Raw genomic sequence first — 15,418 nt, 5'->3', positions numbered from 1 at the left:
AGATGTACTGGAAAATGATAAGTTTTAGAGTTTTTATTCTAAAAATTGTAAGTAAGGTTTAAGGCACGTGCTACAAGGGCTGACGGCGTCTGACCCAAGCGAATAAACTGCCAAGAGTGACCAGCCCGAAACCAAGTGAACCGCCACTGCTTTCACCACTGTTATTATTGCCAAAATCATTGCTGGTGGTGTCTTCCGGATCGAACCCTGAATCCCCTTCGCTATGGTAATCCTCGCTTGCAGCCAGAGCGGCGTTGTAGACCGTTTTTACTCCGGAACTGGTTTGCGCCTCGACCCAAGAAGTGTAATTGAGTACTTCTGTAAATACGCTAGGAATAGCGGGAGACTCGCAAACCGAAGATCCGTAGCTCACTATGCCGATCTGTTGATAATCCCCGTTGGTGTCTTGATAGGTCAAAGGACCACCAGAGTCTCCTGCACATATCCCAGTGTAAGTTCGGTTAGGGAAGCCATTAGCGCACAAGCTTTCTTGAGAGTTAAAGCCTGAAACAAGTGAGGCACACTGTAAATCTGTTAAGGGTTGGATTTCTGCCCAGCGTAGATAGTTAGGGCCTGATGTGTCGTTCGTTGAGGTTTGTCCAAGCCCAAAGATTTGATATACCGTCTGCTCACTGTAGTCGCCAAAGTCCTGTGGTAGTGTGATGGATTGGACGTTGTCGGTAATTGGACGCGTGAGCTCCAAGACAGCAATATCGTTAATCCAAAGGTCATCTGGATCGTAGTTTGGATGAATGGTGATAGCTCGCACGTCTTTAAATTCTTCCACAAACACATCGTTCATGGTTGGGTTTTTTACCAACACGCGAAGATCGTTGATTGTCCATCCGCCAGTGAAGACACTCGGTTCGACACAGTGTGCTGCGGTCATGATGTACCTGTCATTAACGATGGTACCACCGCAAATGTTGGCAAACTGACTGGAACCCGTACGGTGTAAAATGACGCGTGCAAAGAAAGGGAGTTGGTTGGCTGTAGCTTGTTGTCCGCCAATAATAAAAGGTTTCACGTCAGGTGAACTGACTTCACCCATCGTTTCGGCTGAGCTAGAAAGTGGGGCAATGAGAACAACGCCACTCATAAAGAAATGATACAACCTCATAAAGCCATCCTTGGATTTCAAAAGCACTCTTTTTACTTTATACCAATTCCGGCATTAATCTATTCACTCGTGATGCAAATAAATCCACGTTATACCCAAGTAACCTCGAGATGCTAGATTCAGCAAGAATGACTTGGTTTGTAGACGCGGCGGCGATTTAAAGATCTAGTCATTCTAAATCAAGAATCGGCAACAAAGTATACAAGCCAAGGCCCTTACTATTTGCGAAGAGTGCCCTTTGGGAGCGTGTCTTCGACTCGTTTTTTTAGTCAAACAAAAGGCTGCGTCAAACAACTTGGAAAGAGCTAGCTATTACACTGCGTTGTTTTCCTTACTCTCGAATCAATGATAACGCTCTGAATCCTGCACCGTGAAGTCACTTGGGTATAAAGTCGATTATCTCAGTTTAATACTCAATCGATTGCACCTTTGTGCTGCGAAATTTTAGGTTCAATACAATTCGTGTGATCGCTGCTCTAGCACACGGGCATGTTGGCGTATCAGCTAAACTCTTGTCTTAGCCAAGACCTCAGTAAATGAAAGGCTTCCTGTTTGAGTTTGTGTGGTGGGCAAACAAAGTAAAACTGCTGGTATGGGTTGACCACAGGCTCGCCCAATTCCACCAATTGCCCGTATTTGATGTCATCTTTGACAAATAGACGATGGGTTACCAATAACCCCAAACGTCTTGTCGTTGCTTGCACCGCTTGAATGGACATATTGAAGGTCATTGGCTTTTTATTGGTAGGTCGCAGTAATCCTGTCTCTTCTTCCCAAACTTGCCAGTCATGCTTTCGGCGATCGTTAGTGACTTCAATGATGGGGTAAGTTGATAGCAGTTGCTGAATGTCTCGGTTATCAGGCTGCTCTAATAATTCGGGACTGCACACCAACACTAACTCATCCTCACTCAGTTTTTCACAATAGTAATCTTGCCACTCTTGAGGACTGCCATGCACGACCGCAGCGTCAATCCCCTCTTGCTCTAAGCTAAACAATCCCACCAAATTAGACAGACGAACATCCAACTGAGGGGCGAAATCTTGCAAGCTCGACATGCGAGGGATCCACCAATGCAAAGCAAGTGAGTTAACCATATTGAGCGTAATACGCTTGGAGTTTTGATCGTGAATCAAAGCTTCAGTGGCATCGACGATTTGCTCCAACGCAGGCGCCACTTTGCGATAATACTTTTTACCATCATTGTTGAGTCTGACTTGGCGACCAATGCGATCAAACAAAGGTTTATTGACCTGACCTTCTAACGATTTGATGGCTTGGCTCACCGCAGAGTGGCTCACAGAGAGTAGGTGGGCGGCTTCTGTCATGCTGCCTGTCTCCGCTACAGCGACAAATGCGTAGATGGATTTTAGTGGGACTAATTTGCGCATACTGCTTCGGCTCTCTCTATGAACTGGATTTAATTTAACTTGTAAGTTTTACTTACATTAGCGTTTAAAAATACTCGCTATTTATCACTAACGCCTTTTCCTAAAATACTCCGTGAATTAAGGAGTATCCAATGAAAGAAGAAAATAAACCCGTCATCTTTATGTTGATGTCGACATTAAGCTTATCTGTTACAGGGCTGTTAGCAAAGCAGCTCAGTGATGATTTATCCGTGACCATGTTCAGTTTTTTACGCTTCTTTACTCCAGCTCTCATTTTATTGGTCATGCTGCGCTTCAAGAATCTGACTTTACCTACTGCAGGTACTATTAAACCAATTGTTCTGCGTGCTCTTTTCATTGCAATGTGTCAGTTGTGTTTCATTGCTTCTTTGCAAACGCTCACCTTGGTTGAAGGGGTTGTACTGTTCGCAACTGGACCGCTGTTTATGCCCATCGTCGAGAAGCTGTTTATGCGTGGTCAGATTCGAATGTCGACTATCGTAGCGCTCGTTATGGCGTTTTCAGGTGTGATTTTATTGGCAGGTGCGGATGGCGAGTTTACATGGCGTATCGATTTGCTCTTGGGGTTAGCTGGTGGGCTGTTTAACTCGGGTTCTCAATTGACGCTCTACAAAGCAAGTAAGAGTGGTCTATCACCACTAGAAATCAATTTTTGGACCTTTGGCACTGCGGCACTGCTTATCTTGCCACTCGTGTTCGTGAATGATACGAGTATGTTGGTTAATTCCCTATCGATAAGCACTTTTGAAACGCCCAATACTGCACTCGTATTTTTGATGTCGTTACTCATTATTAATACGCAAGTATTCCGTTCCAAAGCGTACCAGCTTGCAAGCAGTGGTTCGCAGCTTGCACCGCTGATATTCACCAATCTGTTGTTTACCGCAGTATGGCAATGGACCTTCTTTGACGACCAAATGAGTCATAGCCAAGTTGCAGGAGTGAGTTTGATTGTGTTAGCGACGGTATTGAATACCTGTTGGGTTAGGTTCTCGGCACGCCGCGTACATGTACTGCGAGCTAAAACACCTTAAGGGGAGGTTTAGCCTAGCAAGCTGTGACAAATGAAGTGTAAACGTCAGTGGTTGTTTGATTTTTAATCAGAATGAGCTAGCGTCAAGAAAGGTGCAGGGAGAGAAAACATGCTGACTTTAAACTATCACGTCGAGATTGCCGCGACACCTCAGCGCGTATGGAGCGTGCTGACCGATGTCGAACTATACAAACGATGGGCACAAGCCTTTTCGCCTCAGTCTCAATTTGATGGCGCATGGGAAGAAGGTTGTGACATGACCTTTTTTGACCCAGACATGGGCGGAACGAGAGCGATAATTGACACGGTACAGCCGCTACAAAAACTGGAGTTTCATCATGTTGCCATTTTTAACCCAGATAATCGGCAGCAATTGGATGGAGACTTAGCGTCAAAGTGGATCGGATCGCGAGAGATCTATCAGATCGATACTTTGGAGGATCGCTTATTGCTGAGTATAACCATTCACACTCACAGTGATTTTGTGTCGATGTTCAACCACGGCTGGGAGAAGGCTCTGCCTTTGATCAAAACTATCAGCGAAGAATAGGGTGAGGTTGCAAGCTAAGATTGGGCTGACGACAGGTGACTTGTGGGTATACAATAGCCGCCAATTTGCGCACCAAGAGAGTTGATGATGGAATTTAAGGTTGATACCCACACGCATACGTACGCCAGTGGTCACGCATACAGTACGTTGATTGAAAACGCGAAATCGGCAAAAGAGAACGGACTTGATATGTTCTGTACGACCGATCACGCTGAATCAATGCCGGGTGCGCCTCATTACTGGTTTTTCTCTAACCAGAAAATTCTGCCTCGTTTTCTTGAGGGGGTTGCGATCATTCGTGGCGTTGAATCTAACATCATGAACACCCAAGGTGATATCGACATTCCCGACAGCGTTGATCGAAATTTGGATTGGGTGATTGCCAGTTTTCATGAGCCAGTATTCCGCCCTGCAGATAGTGCCACGCACACGGAAGCGTTGTTGAATATCATCAAAAATGGTCGTGTTGATGCGTTGGGTCACTTAGGTAACCCGAACTTTGACTTTGATTTTGAAGCTGTGCTGAAGTGCGCTAAAGAGCACAATGTAGCGATTGAAATTAACAACACCACTCTGAAGGGCAATAGCCGCGTCGGTAGTGTAGACCGCTGCCATGAGATTGCACAAATCGGCAAAGAATTGGGTGTATTTTTCACTACCGGCAGCGATGCACACTTCTGCCATGATGTGGGTAATCTGAGCTTAGTCGGCGAGTTAATGGACAGAGTGGGTATCGACAGTAGCAAAGTTATTACTCACTCATCACAACAATTCTTAGCCTTCTTAGAGTTGCGCGGTCGTAAGCCAATCGTAGAGTATGACGAGATTCGCAACGCATAAACTTGATTACACTTTTGGTTATGCAAGTGTTAAGGGATTGCTTTACACTGCTCGCATTAAAAAGCCGACTCAGAATTCGGCATTCAATGGAGAAGTGAAGATGTTACGTCCTTTAATACTGGGGTGTGTGATTGCGTTAGGCTCAACTTATGCAATGGCAGAAGCCGTCGATTTAAAACAAAACATGAAGCAGATGAAGATGGAATTCAAACAGGCGGCGGAAGCGTCTGATGTTGAAACCATGAAATCTGCGATTGATAGCTTGCAAGCGATCGTCGAACAATCTAAGCGTGGTAATTACCCACCAGAGAAGTTTGATATCTACCTAGAAGGCTTTAACAAGTTGACGGTAACGCTAGATAAGATTGAAGCTGATCTCGATGCGGGCAAGCTACAAGAAGCGAAAGATCAATTACGTGAAATCGATAGTCTACGCGAAGAGTACCACGATAAGCGTAACCCAAGTATTTGGAGTAAGCTGTTTAGCTAACCGTTTATCTAACTTGAAAAGATGACCATCAGCCTGCCACTTCGGCGGGCTTTTTTGTGCCTGTCAATCACAGTATTCAAGAAAACCTGTGAGGTAGCAGCCACTTATGAATCCTCTTTTTGAGCTAGCACTCAGAATTGGTTACGCTATGTGAAATTTGTTAAGTCACCGTTATGCGTAGATTAATTCCTTTTTACCGCTCCATGTTATTTGCTAGTGCTCTAAGTTGGGTACTAGTAACACTGATGCCTGTTATCAATGCTCATGGTAACAGCATGGGGGTGTGGGCGACGCTATGTACACTGAACGGTTTTGAGTTAGTGCAGATAGAAGAGGGTGACAACTCCGTCAGCCACAAAGGTAAGCCTTGTCCGTTCAGCCACTTCTCGACTTTTCATCACGATACACTTCCAACGACACCGATACTCTCAAGATTGAGCTTGGTCGTTTCTGACAGCTACACTTATTTGGCTCTAAGTGTGCGATTTGAAACGCCAGTTCCTCGTGCTCCCCCAATTTCCTTTTTCTCATAACAAAAACAATTACAAGTAAATAAAGCCAACAACACTGCCATTCGAGCAGTGGTACTCCCGAATCTAAGTCAAATGACGTCACATACCGATGAGTATGTTCAGGATGCGTTTGACTGAATTTGGGTGTTCACAATGAAAAAAGGAAAATACACATGTTGAGAAACTCGGCAAAGCCTCAACTCAAGGAAGCTTCACGCGAAAAGTCCATCTATTTTATGACGTGGCGATGGCACTTCTACGCAGGTTTATTCGTTATTCCATTTATGTTGATGCTCTCCCTTACGGGGTTAGTGATGCTGTTTGATGATGAAATCGAACTGGCTCGATATGAGGCAACGTTGCACGTTATACCGCAAGAGCAAACCGTTCCTGTCTCTAGACAGTTAGACGCGGTAAAGCAGGCGTATCCCGATTTTAATATCACCCAATTTGTGCCTGCAAAAACATCTGATATCGCCAACCGATTCTCGATTCAAAATCAAGAAGGCAGCTCATTGATTGTTGCTGTGAACCCATACTCCGGAGAAGTACAAGGGACGATTAACCGTGGTGATAGCATCTATGAACTGATGAATAACATCCATGGCACTTTGCTTATTGGTGACCTGGGTGATCGGTTAATAGAAATCGCCACCAGTTTAGGCATTTTACTGTTGGTGTCTGGTTTGTACCTGTGGTTACCAAGAGACAACGCAAGCCGTGCTGGCTTTTTGAAAATTCGTTTTGGCAGTGGAACTCGTATTTTGATGCGAGATCTGCATGCGAATTTAGGCGGTGTGCTATCAATTGTTCTGTTGTTCTTTTTGATTTCAGGTCTGTCTTGGGCTGGGATATGGGGCGCGAAAATGGTGCAAGCTTGGAATACCTTCCCAACCTATTACACATGGGGTGAGAAACCTGAGTCGACACTGACACACAAAGACCTGAATCATGGTGCATCAGAAGAGATGCCATGGAACTTAGAGCTTGCTGCTGTGCCACAGTCGAAAGATAAACCAGCTCATGATCACGCCAACATGAAGGAAGAATCGGCTTATGCAGGCAGTCATGATGCACTATCTATTGATGATATCGTCCACAAGGCAGAAATGATGGGTTTTACTGGCTATAAGCTATTTTTGCCACGCTCTGAGACAGGTGTTTACACCGTGGCTGCTAACTCAATGGGCGGTGATATTTCCGATCCAAGACAAGATCGCACCAGTCACTTTGACCAATATTCCGGTCGCTTGTTGGTGGACGTCACATGGCAAGATTACAGTTTGTTTGCCAAGTTCATGGCGGCAGGCGTGTCATTGCACCAAGGTGATGTGAGTGTATTGAACAAAGTGCTCAACGTGGTGTTCTGTCTGGCGTTCATTTTAATCTCAATCACAGGGGTTGTGATGTGGTGGATTCGTCGACCAAGTCGCAGTGCTGCATTAGGGGCGCCACCTAAATTTCAACAAGACGGCATTTGGAAGCTTGGTTTAGTAACGTTGGTAGTATTGTGTTTGGCGTTTCCGATGGGCGGTTTGGCAATTGTTACCGTTCTCGCACTGGATTGGCTGTTGTTCAACCGCGTCGAGAAGCTGAAAACGGCGTTGAACTAGCAAGAGACGAGTAAAATAGTAAAAGAGCCAGCGAATTGCTGGCTCTTTTTATTTCTGATAAATCTCCAGCGGCAAGCCATCTGGATCTTGGAAGAAGGTAAATGCTTTGCCTGTGAACTCGTCAATGCGAATCGGCTCGACTTCAGTGTCATTCGATTCGAGGTAGACTTTTACTTGCTCAACATCATCAACCAAAAACGCGAGATGTCTCAACCCTTGTGCTTCGGGAAAGCTTGGTCTATTCGGTGCGCCCGGAAAGCTAAACAGCTCAACTTGGCTTCCATCAGGCAGAGCAAGGTCGAGCTTGTAAGAGTCTCTAGCTTCACGATAATTTTCGGCAATGACTTTTAGCCCCAAGACTTGGGTGTAAAAGTGTTTTGATGTTGGGTAATCGCTGCAAATGATGGCGACGTGGTGAATGGCATTAAACATGGTTAGTCTCTTCAAACATGGTTAGCCTCTCCGGAGACTAAGTGCTCCTTAACGAAGTCAATAAACACGCGCAGGCGAGCAGGCATGTATTTGGTTTGTGCATACTGCATCGCGATAGCGCCGTGGTAGTTACTTTTGATCATCCAATCAGACAGAACCTCTACCACTTCTCCTCGTTCTAACGCGTCTTTAATCACGAAGTCGTGGAAGATTCCAATTCCCAAGCCAGACTTAACCCCGTTCAAGCGCATTTGAGAGTGGTTAACGGCGTAGCGTCCACTCACGGCAATAGAGTGGAAAGCTTCTTCTTTAAAGAAAGACCAGATGTTGTCTTTGTCGTTCTCAGCAAGATAAATACAATCGTGCTGCTCAAGTTCAGTCGGATGCTCTGGCATACCGTGTTTGGCAAGGTAATCTGGAGAGGCACACAAAACAAGATTGGTCTTGCTGATCTCTTTGAGTACCAGATTCTCATCGGGTTTGTCGGTGAGCTTAAATGCTACGTCGATACCTTGGCGAAAAAGATCAATCTCACCATCAGCAGCACGTAGCTTGAGCTGAATGTTTGGGTAGCGATCTAGGAATGGCAACACAAATGGTTGAAGCACCGAGTTAAGAAACGCTTCGGGTGCAGCCACTGTGAGTGCACCCGTGGGCTCGGCATGATCTTCCGCCGATAATTCAACCGCTTGCTGCGCCGCATTCACCATGGCGATGCTTTGGTCGTAAACCTTTTGCCCGGCTTGAGTGATGATCAACTTGCGAGTCGTTCGCTCGAACAGTTTCACTGAGAGGGCTTGTTCTAACCGTGTGATCAACTTACTTAAAGCTGATGGCGTCACGCCAAGTTGTTTGGCTGCAGCGGTAAAACTGCCCTCGTTTACCACTAAGATAAACGAAGCAAGATCAGGGAGTAGGGCAATGAGTTTTGGGTTAACCATATTTGTTCAGTTCTGCGCAGCGGAATAACGGTATTGTCTGGTACGGTTTTGTTCGGTTCAAGTGTCACCTTCTCGCTTTAGCGATATTTTGCTAAAAAGACATTCAGGGCAGGCAAGCCAGATTCACCGATATGGTAGTGCTGCCAACAGTGATAAATCGCCGTTTCATGGTCCGCAATCAACTCGATAGCTTCTCGCTCAGCGATTGAATACTGCTGTGAAGCTTTCACTTCTTCATGCCACTCTCGATACTTGACCTCATAAGGTTCTACCCACTTCAGAAGAGTTGTCACCAACTCCAGCCATGGCAACTCTATCCACTTGGTTGCGTCTGCCAAGCCTTTATCAAGCATCTCTTGGTGTCGGTTTTCGATATCCATGCCATTTGCCAATAATACAGGCTTGAGCTTTTCTGCGGTGAGCTCTTCTATTTCAATCAAGGTTTGCCACAGCGTTTGTTGTTCACCATGGGCGTAATGGTTCAAGTAGTGATTGAAAAAAGCGATGCCGTAGATTTCGCCATAGTAAGCAGCCAGTACGTTATGAATCATGCTGAGAATCGTGATTTAAACAGGGAATACCGCATTGTAGGAGGGGAGTACACGAAGTGTAAATAGCTGAATAAGAGTAAAAAATCGCTGCTGAAAAAATCGAACAGAACTTGTGAGAGTTTTATGAGAATTCGATGAAGTTGCTGATAGATTTGTTCGTCATTCTTAGAGGCAAGAACGCAAAACGTTCGAAACGTAATGCTTAACCTACTCAAGTTACAAACAAAGAAGTAAAGCCGTAAACATGGACTTGAGTAGTTCAACCCTCATTAAAGGATGGAATCACAATGAAAAAACGTACCCAACTCGGACTCGTCATGACTTCAGTCGCTATGGCACTAGGCTCTGCATCAGTGAATGCAGCAGAACTGGAAATCACCGTGACTAACGCGACAAAAGGCATTTACTTTACGCCACTGATTGTCGCAGCGCATGGCTCTGATCTTAAGATGTTCAGAACCGGTGAAGCCGCAACTCCAGAGTTAGAAGCAATGGCGGAAGGTGGTGACATCTCGGGTCTTGCTAGTGTCATTGGTAATGCTGGTGGTGTTGTGGTTGAGAACCCGGCTGGTGGTATTTTGAATCCGGGTGTCGCGACTACCTTTACCATGAACAGTGGTGATCATGGATACTTGTCTCTTAGTGCGATGCTTCTGCCAACCAATGATGGTTTCGTGGGGCTAGATAGCTGGAAAATCCCAACGGAAGCTGGCACATACCGAGCAACGCTAAGAAGTTATGATGCAGGCACAGAAGCCAATGATGAACTTAAAGGTAGCATGCCAAATCCACCTTTCATTACCTTTGGTACAGGCGGCACCGGTGTTGAAGCGGCAGTGACTAATGACAAAGTTCACGTGCATCCGGGTAACCTTGGTGATAGCGATCCAACTGGCGGCATCAGTGACCTAGACAGCAGCAGCCATCGTTGGCTGAACCCAGTTGCAACCATCACAATTGTTGTGAAGTAAGGGGGATGTATGAAATACAGAATCTTACTCGTAGCAGCTTCAGTCGGCTTACTCGCCGGTTGTCCAAGCGATGATGATAACGATGTGGTGAAGTCATACCGTTACACGATTAACGTTGCAAACTTGACCGCGAATCAACCGATGTCGCCACTTGCGATTTTGGCTCACAACGACAAATACAAACTGTTTGAAATTGGCAAAAGCGCTTCTGTTGAGCTTGAGCATCTTGCAGAAGGGGGCAGCAATGCCGAGCTGTTAGCGCTAAAGGATTCCAATGACTATGTCTACCAAACGTTGTCAGGTAATGGTTTAGTGCTTCCTGGTTCAAGTGATTCCGTAACCTTTACAGTTGACCCACACAAAGCGGGCTACGTTTCAGTCGCTTCCATGTTTGTGAACACCAATGATGCGTTTGTTGGGGAAACGGGTCTATCGCTTAAATCATTGGCGGTGGGAGAAAGCTACGAAATGAGCATGAACGTTTGGGATTCCGGCACGGAATTGAACGATGAACTTGCAGCCACCATTCCGGGACCTGCAGGCGGTGGTGAAGGCTTTAATGCTACTCGTAACGACACAAATGACGTAGTGGCGTTTCACGCGGGAGTGGTAAGTAAAGATGATGGTTTAGCCAATTCTGCGCTTTCTGCGAACCATCGCTTCCTGAATCCTGGTGCGAAACTCACTATCACCCGAGTCGAGTAATACAGGCTCCGATGGCGTCTCCTTTCCAAAGCGCTTGTAGCCGAGCGCTTTAACCCTCATGGCGTCATCGGAACCTTTTTTGAAAGAAATTCCGATTTGTTCCGGTCATGTGCAAAGTGAGGATTCTCAGACGCAGGGAAAGGACCATGGAACAGCAGGCAATCAATTTAGTCGCGAACATTTTGCTGGTAGAAGACGATGATGATTTGGCAGAACTGGTTCAAATGCATCTCAAGTTTCAAGGACACCAAGTGTTGCGGGTAACGAATGTCGCCGAAGCCAAAGCGCAATACCAACAACAACCTTTTGATTTACTCATTCTTGACCGAGGCTTGCCAGATGGTGACGGCTTAGATATCTGCCATTATTTACGTCAGCAACAAGATTGGAGCCCTGTGCTCATGCTGACTGCCAGAGATGGTGAGATGGATAAAGTGGATGGTTTGGAGGCGGGTGTGGATGACTACATTACCAAGCCGTTTAGCGTATTAGAATTTCAAGCTCGAGTACGCAATGTATTGCGACGGGTAAGTCAAACCGTTGAAGTACAAGTTGAAAGAAGTGAACTTGAAGATAGCATGGATTTTGGTCCATTAAGAATTATTCCAGAATTGCATCAGGTATCCCTAAATGACAAGGATGTCACTCTTACCGCGACAGAGTTTACCTTGCTGCAATTCCTCGCGACACGCCCAGGTAGAGTCTACAGTAAAGATGAATTACTCGACCATGTGTGGAATACCAGCCATTCCGGTTATCATCATACGGTGTGTAGCACCATCAATCGCCTACGTAGCAAGTTGTCTTTGTCTGACTCTGATCATCATTTTATCCAGACGGTATGGGGCGTGGGGTACAAGTTTCAACCACGACAGTAGCTTTACCACCCAAGTAATGACTGATTAAGGAGGCGCTAGGATGAGCTTCAAATCTCGCTTAGTGGTGTTCACGAGCCTATGGTTTTGTTTAGCAGCAGCCGTTATTGCATTAACGTACAATTGGCAAAAAGAGACCATTGAATTACGCACTAAACAGAGTCTGCACAAAGAGCTGGCAAGCCACATGCGTGATGATAATCCGTTGATGATAGGTACGGATTACAACCCGAAAGCGCTCAAATCCATTTTTCATACCCTTATGTTGATTGGTCCGGATTTCGAAATTTACTTTCTTGATAGCCAAGGCAACATCACTACCCATGCAGCACCAGAAGGTGCAGAGATCATGGGTAAGGTAGATCTTAACCCAATTAAACGATTCTTGAATGACGAGCCATTCCCCATCTTAGGCGAAGATCCTCGTAATCGTGGCGAGCACAAAGTGTTTTCCGTAGCAGCGATTGAGGAACTCGGCTCAACCGTGGGTTATCTCTATGTAGTCATTGGCAGTACCAGACATGATGCGATTGCCAACGCCCAAGTAGACACACCTTATATCGCGCTCGCTGGGTTAGTTTTAGTGTCTATTTTAGGCTTTGCATTAGGTGCTTATGTGTTAGTGAAACGCAGTTTATTGAACCCGATTGAACGTGTGACCAATCAGCTTCAACAACAAGCAGAACATGATTTCCGCCTGCAACCCGATTTTACGCGCCAAGTTCCGGAATTAGTACCGATAGCAAATTCCTATCAGATGATGGCGAAGCATATCCAGCAACAGTTTTTGCAGTTGGAGTATCAATCGTCTCATCGTCGTCAAAGCTTATTGCAGCTTAGTCATGATTTAAAAACACCGTTATCGAGCGTTCTTGGCTATTTGGAAACGTGGCGTTTGCAGCATCCGGAATCCGACCCTTTGATTGACGTCGCTTTCAGAAACTGTGAGAAGCTGTCTACGCAATTGCACTCTTTGTTGGACGTAGCTCGAAAAGAAGCGCCCATGCCGAATTACGAGTATCGACCAGTGGATCTTGGAGCCTTGATGGCAGAATGCGCCGAGACGATGCAAAGTCAGTTTGCTCGAAAAGAAGTGCTGCTAAAAATAGACGTCGATAACGAAATTCAAACCGTGGGTGATAAAGGTCTTTTAGAGCGGTTGGTGCTTAACTTGCTTGAAAATGCGCTGCGCCACAGTCCAATGCGTTCTGAAGTACATTGTCATGCTCATTTGAGTGATGATAAATCAAGAATTCATTTTGCCTTTATTAACCATATTGAAGAAGAAGCACAGGGAGGCTCGCTAGGTATTGGGACCAAGATTGTACAGTCGATACTCATGTTGCATCACAGTTATCTAGAGACCAGCAGCACACCATCTCAATATCAACAAAAGTTCACATTACGAGCCGTTTAATCTATCTATACCCAAGCCATTCTCGCTGAATGAAGTGTCTCGAGATTACTTGGGTATAGCTACCGCCACCTTCCTCTTGCTTACTTTCCCTTTCTGTTCATCGAACAAATCTACTGTTTAAATAGAATTTTTCGCTTAATAATTCGTCATGATTGTTATTTCAACAAACGAATGATAGCGCTGATGAATTAAATTTATTCTGTTACATATTTAACGTGCTAGAGCTTAATATTAACCTTGCTATCTAATTTGTTTCGTAAATATTACAACTCACGCTTTTTTATGATTTTTACATTATAAAATTAATTTCTATTTATATTAGAGTTAGGTGTTTTAGTGAATATTGTAATATGCGTTTAGTTGTTTATTTTTATCGTAAAGAACTGTTGCTTATATCATCAAATGAAATGAAAAAATGGAACTAAAGTCACTTAATTGCCGCCGAAAAATCTAAACAGGGAATCTATTTGGTAATAATGTTTAAGTAACAGTTAGTTACGGATTCATAATTAATAATATGGCTAAACTTCCGACAAGGATCGAAAAGATGAGCGACAAGGAATCTATTAAGACTAATCGCAGCCGCCGCAATTTTTTAAAAGGTGCAACTGGTGCAGTTGTGGCTGGCGTCAGTGCTTCGGCGTTTTCTGGTGCTGTTCAAGCAAAGGAACAGAATATCGATTGGAGCAGACTAGGTAAAAGAAATGAAAGACGCCTCTGGCGTAAAGTTCGAAAGCAGTTCGTTTTGGATAAGCGAACGACTTATATGAACATCGGTACTACGGGCTCAATGCCAAGACATGTTCTTGAAGGGTATGAGGACAACAACAAACTGGTTGCGAAATACCCGTGGGACATGAAGAATAAATTTGGTTCATGGCCTTATGTGTCTGAAATGGTGACGCAAGTTGCACCGGGCTTTGGTGCAAATGCGGATGAAATCATCTTGAGTCGTAACACTACTGATGGTCTATGCTCTATCATCAACGGTCTTCACTTCGAGCCGGGCGATGTGATCTTAACCACTCATCACGAACACGTTGCGGCGACGTCCCCTATGAACGTTGCCAAGCATCGATTTGGTGTGGATGTCGTAGAGATTCAACTTCCTGTCTTCACTGGTACAGAAGATGTGACAGAAGAAGACTATATTCAAGCGTTCAGCGATGCGATTCAAACACATCAAAATGTTCGGTTAATCGTGTTCTCTCATATCACCTACAAAACTGGCACAACACTTCCAGCGAAAGCCATTTGTTCTTTGGCTAAGCAACATCGAATCCCGACCTTAGTTGACGGTGCGCACACTGTGGGTATGTTCGATCTTGATTTCCATGACATGGACTGTGATTTCTATGCAGGTTCTGGTCATAAATGGCAGTGTGGTCCGGGCGCTACGGGTATCTTATATGTACGTGACAACGGTAAACGCTTAAATGAGTACTGGAGCGATCGTGAAAACCCATTGTGGTTGATTAACTCTTCTTTATCTCATGCAGATTACCTAGGTAAGCAGTTACAAATGCAGTACATTGGTAATGACAACTACCCAGCAAAACAAGCACTTGCTGACAGCTGTAAGATGTGGGATGAAATTGGTCGCGACCGAATTCAAGAACGCATCTTGGAGTTAAGTGAGTTATGTAAGGTGCTGCTTAGCGAAGCGTTACCTGAAGCGCAAATGTACTCGCCAAACGTTGAGGGCTTAACTAGCGGTCTGACTACGTTTAACCCGTTTTTTGATGTAACAGATGAAGAACGACTAACGCAGTTCCGTGATCGTCTTCGTGAAGATTATGGTTACATCATCCGTACAACAAGCTTCAAGTTGTACAAGGATGATTCGTACGAAACACATGCGTTGCGCATTTCGACTCATTTATTCCATGATGAGAGAGATGTAGAAGGTCTGGTTGAAGCCATTGCGGATCTTTATTACTCGTTCTAATGTTGTTT

At 45.0% G+C, this 15,418-nt stretch carries 16 protein-coding genes; 11 read left to right on the top strand and 5 right to left on the bottom strand.

Annotation, left to right across the window (positions count from 1 at the left end; genetic code table 11):
* Positions 1–70: 70 nt before the first annotated feature.
* Together QMY49_RS17320 and QMY49_RS17315 are read right to left on the bottom strand one after the other, a co-directional pair.
* A complete protein-coding gene (locus tag QMY49_RS17320; RefSeq protein WP_050933140.1) occupies positions 71–1,099 on the bottom strand; it encodes a S1 family peptidase in 1,029 nt (342 codons plus the stop codon).
* A 521-nt stretch (positions 1,100–1,620) separates the two neighbouring features.
* A complete protein-coding gene (locus tag QMY49_RS17315) occupies positions 1,621–2,511 on the bottom strand; it encodes a LysR substrate-binding domain-containing protein (RefSeq protein WP_050937467.1) in 891 nt (296 codons plus the stop codon).
* Positions 2,512–2,642: 131 nt separating this feature from the next.
* On the opposite strand from QMY49_RS17315, the gene QMY49_RS17310 reads away from it, so the two are divergent.
* The 6 genes from QMY49_RS17310 (at position 2,643) to QMY49_RS17285 (ending at position 7,570) form a co-directional block, all read left to right on the top strand.
* A complete protein-coding gene (locus tag QMY49_RS17310; protein WP_017188606.1) occupies positions 2,643–3,566 on the top strand; it encodes a DMT family transporter in 924 nt (307 codons plus the stop codon).
* 108 nt (positions 3,567–3,674) lie between these two features.
* Positions 3,675–4,115, top strand: coding sequence for an SRPBCC family protein (locus QMY49_RS17305; RefSeq protein WP_005448715.1), 441 nt, complete (start codon positions 3,675–3,677; stop codon positions 4,113–4,115).
* Between the two features lie 87 nt (positions 4,116–4,202).
* Positions 4,203–4,955 (top strand): phosphatase, encoded by a 753-nt coding sequence (locus QMY49_RS17300; RefSeq protein ID WP_283316807.1) that lies wholly within the window; start codon positions 4,203–4,205, stop codon positions 4,953–4,955.
* A gap of 100 nt (positions 4,956–5,055) precedes the next feature.
* Positions 5,056–5,445, top strand: a complete 390-nt coding sequence (locus tag QMY49_RS17295; protein WP_009697233.1) for a cytochrome b562 — start codon at positions 5,056–5,058, stop codon at positions 5,443–5,445.
* A 173-nt stretch (positions 5,446–5,618) separates the two neighbouring features.
* Entirely contained in the window at positions 5,619–5,978 is a 360-nt protein-coding gene (locus QMY49_RS17290; RefSeq protein ID WP_074051782.1) for a hypothetical protein, read from the top strand.
* Positions 5,979–6,130: 152 nt separating this feature from the next.
* On the top strand, positions 6,131–7,570 hold the full coding sequence (locus tag QMY49_RS17285) for a PepSY-associated TM helix domain-containing protein (protein WP_283315694.1): 1,440 nt from the start codon (positions 6,131–6,133) through the stop codon (positions 7,568–7,570).
* A 48-nt stretch (positions 7,571–7,618) separates the two neighbouring features.
* Here the strand turns inward: QMY49_RS17285 and gloA2 are convergent, their stop codons facing one another.
* From gloA2 to QMY49_RS17270, 3 genes are all read right to left on the bottom strand, one after another.
* Entirely contained in the window at positions 7,619–8,002 is a 384-nt protein-coding gene (gene gloA2, locus QMY49_RS17280; RefSeq protein WP_283315692.1) for an SMU1112c/YaeR family gloxylase I-like metalloprotein, read from the bottom strand.
* A gap of 11 nt (positions 8,003–8,013) precedes the next feature.
* Positions 8,014–8,943, bottom strand: a complete 930-nt coding sequence (locus QMY49_RS17275) for a LysR family transcriptional regulator (protein WP_005448730.1) — start codon at positions 8,941–8,943, stop codon at positions 8,014–8,016.
* A gap of 77 nt (positions 8,944–9,020) precedes the next feature.
* Positions 9,021–9,494, bottom strand: coding sequence for a hypothetical protein (locus QMY49_RS17270; RefSeq protein ID WP_222325346.1), 474 nt, complete (start codon positions 9,492–9,494; stop codon positions 9,021–9,023).
* A gap of 287 nt (positions 9,495–9,781) precedes the next feature.
* On the opposite strand from QMY49_RS17270, the gene QMY49_RS17265 reads away from it, so the two are divergent.
* The 5 genes from QMY49_RS17265 to QMY49_RS17245 all read left to right on the top strand — a co-directional run bounded on the left by QMY49_RS17265 (position 9,782) and on the right by QMY49_RS17245 (position 15,410).
* Positions 9,782–10,465, top strand: coding sequence for a spondin domain-containing protein (locus tag QMY49_RS17265; protein WP_005448735.1), 684 nt, complete (start codon positions 9,782–9,784; stop codon positions 10,463–10,465).
* Between the two features lie 9 nt (positions 10,466–10,474).
* Positions 10,475–11,170 carry a spondin domain-containing protein gene (locus QMY49_RS17260; protein WP_029790774.1) on the top strand — a complete coding sequence of 232 codons (696 nt, stop codon included), beginning with the start codon at positions 10,475–10,477 and terminating at the stop codon, positions 11,168–11,170.
* Positions 11,171–11,316: 146 nt separating this feature from the next.
* Positions 11,317–12,048, top strand: coding sequence for a response regulator transcription factor (locus QMY49_RS17255; RefSeq protein WP_005448739.1), 732 nt, complete (start codon positions 11,317–11,319; stop codon positions 12,046–12,048).
* Positions 12,049–12,088: 40 nt separating this feature from the next.
* The gene (locus tag QMY49_RS17250) at positions 12,089–13,462 is read left to right on the top strand and encodes a sensor histidine kinase (protein WP_005448741.1); all 1,374 of its coding nucleotides are present in this window, start codon (positions 12,089–12,091) and stop codon (positions 13,460–13,462) included.
* Between the two features lie 547 nt (positions 13,463–14,009).
* Positions 14,010–15,410: an aminotransferase class V-fold PLP-dependent enzyme gene (locus QMY49_RS17245; RefSeq protein ID WP_017817305.1), complete on the top strand. Its 1,401-nt coding sequence runs from the start codon at positions 14,010–14,012 to the stop codon at positions 15,408–15,410.
* Positions 15,411–15,418 lie beyond the last annotated feature (8 nt).

Origin of the sequence: Vibrio harveyi, assembly GCF_030060435.1 — a bacterium.
Lineage (GTDB): Bacteria > Pseudomonadota > Gammaproteobacteria > Enterobacterales > Vibrionaceae > Vibrio > Vibrio harveyi.
Note: the sequence above shows the minus strand (reverse complement) of the source record. Positions and strands in the feature narration are given on the sequence as shown.

What these genes read in the sequence shown, in the direction of transcription:
- QMY49_RS17320 (WP_050933140.1), bottom strand. Translation starts at nt 1,099, where the DNA reads ATGAGTGGCGTTGTTCTCATTGCCCCACTTTCTAGCTCAGCCGAAACG.
- QMY49_RS17315 (WP_050937467.1), bottom strand. Translation starts at nt 2,511, where the DNA reads ATGCGCAAATTAGTCCCACTAAAATCCATCTACGCATTTGTCGCTGTA.
- QMY49_RS17310 (WP_017188606.1), top strand. Translation starts at nt 2,643, where the DNA reads ATGAAAGAAGAAAATAAACCCGTCATCTTTATGTTGATGTCGACATTA.
- QMY49_RS17305 (WP_005448715.1), top strand. Translation starts at nt 3,675, where the DNA reads ATGCTGACTTTAAACTATCACGTCGAGATTGCCGCGACACCTCAGCGC.
- QMY49_RS17300 (WP_283316807.1), top strand. Translation starts at nt 4,203, where the DNA reads ATGGAATTTAAGGTTGATACCCACACGCATACGTACGCCAGTGGTCAC.
- QMY49_RS17295 (WP_009697233.1), top strand. Translation starts at nt 5,056, where the DNA reads ATGTTACGTCCTTTAATACTGGGGTGTGTGATTGCGTTAGGCTCAACT.
- QMY49_RS17290 (WP_074051782.1), top strand. Translation starts at nt 5,619, where the DNA reads ATGCGTAGATTAATTCCTTTTTACCGCTCCATGTTATTTGCTAGTGCT.
- QMY49_RS17285 (WP_283315694.1), top strand. Translation starts at nt 6,131, where the DNA reads ATGTTGAGAAACTCGGCAAAGCCTCAACTCAAGGAAGCTTCACGCGAA.
- gloA2 (WP_283315692.1), bottom strand. Translation starts at nt 8,002, where the DNA reads ATGTTTAATGCCATTCACCACGTCGCCATCATTTGCAGCGATTACCCA.
- QMY49_RS17275 (WP_005448730.1), bottom strand. Translation starts at nt 8,943, where the DNA reads ATGGTTAACCCAAAACTCATTGCCCTACTCCCTGATCTTGCTTCGTTT.
- QMY49_RS17270 (WP_222325346.1), bottom strand. Translation starts at nt 9,494, where the DNA reads ATGATTCATAACGTACTGGCTGCTTACTATGGCGAAATCTACGGCATC.
- QMY49_RS17265 (WP_005448735.1), top strand. Translation starts at nt 9,782, where the DNA reads ATGAAAAAACGTACCCAACTCGGACTCGTCATGACTTCAGTCGCTATG.
- QMY49_RS17260 (WP_029790774.1), top strand. Translation starts at nt 10,475, where the DNA reads ATGAAATACAGAATCTTACTCGTAGCAGCTTCAGTCGGCTTACTCGCC.
- QMY49_RS17255 (WP_005448739.1), top strand. Translation starts at nt 11,317, where the DNA reads ATGGAACAGCAGGCAATCAATTTAGTCGCGAACATTTTGCTGGTAGAA.
- QMY49_RS17250 (WP_005448741.1), top strand. Translation starts at nt 12,089, where the DNA reads ATGAGCTTCAAATCTCGCTTAGTGGTGTTCACGAGCCTATGGTTTTGT.
- QMY49_RS17245 (WP_017817305.1), top strand. Translation starts at nt 14,010, where the DNA reads ATGAGCGACAAGGAATCTATTAAGACTAATCGCAGCCGCCGCAATTTT.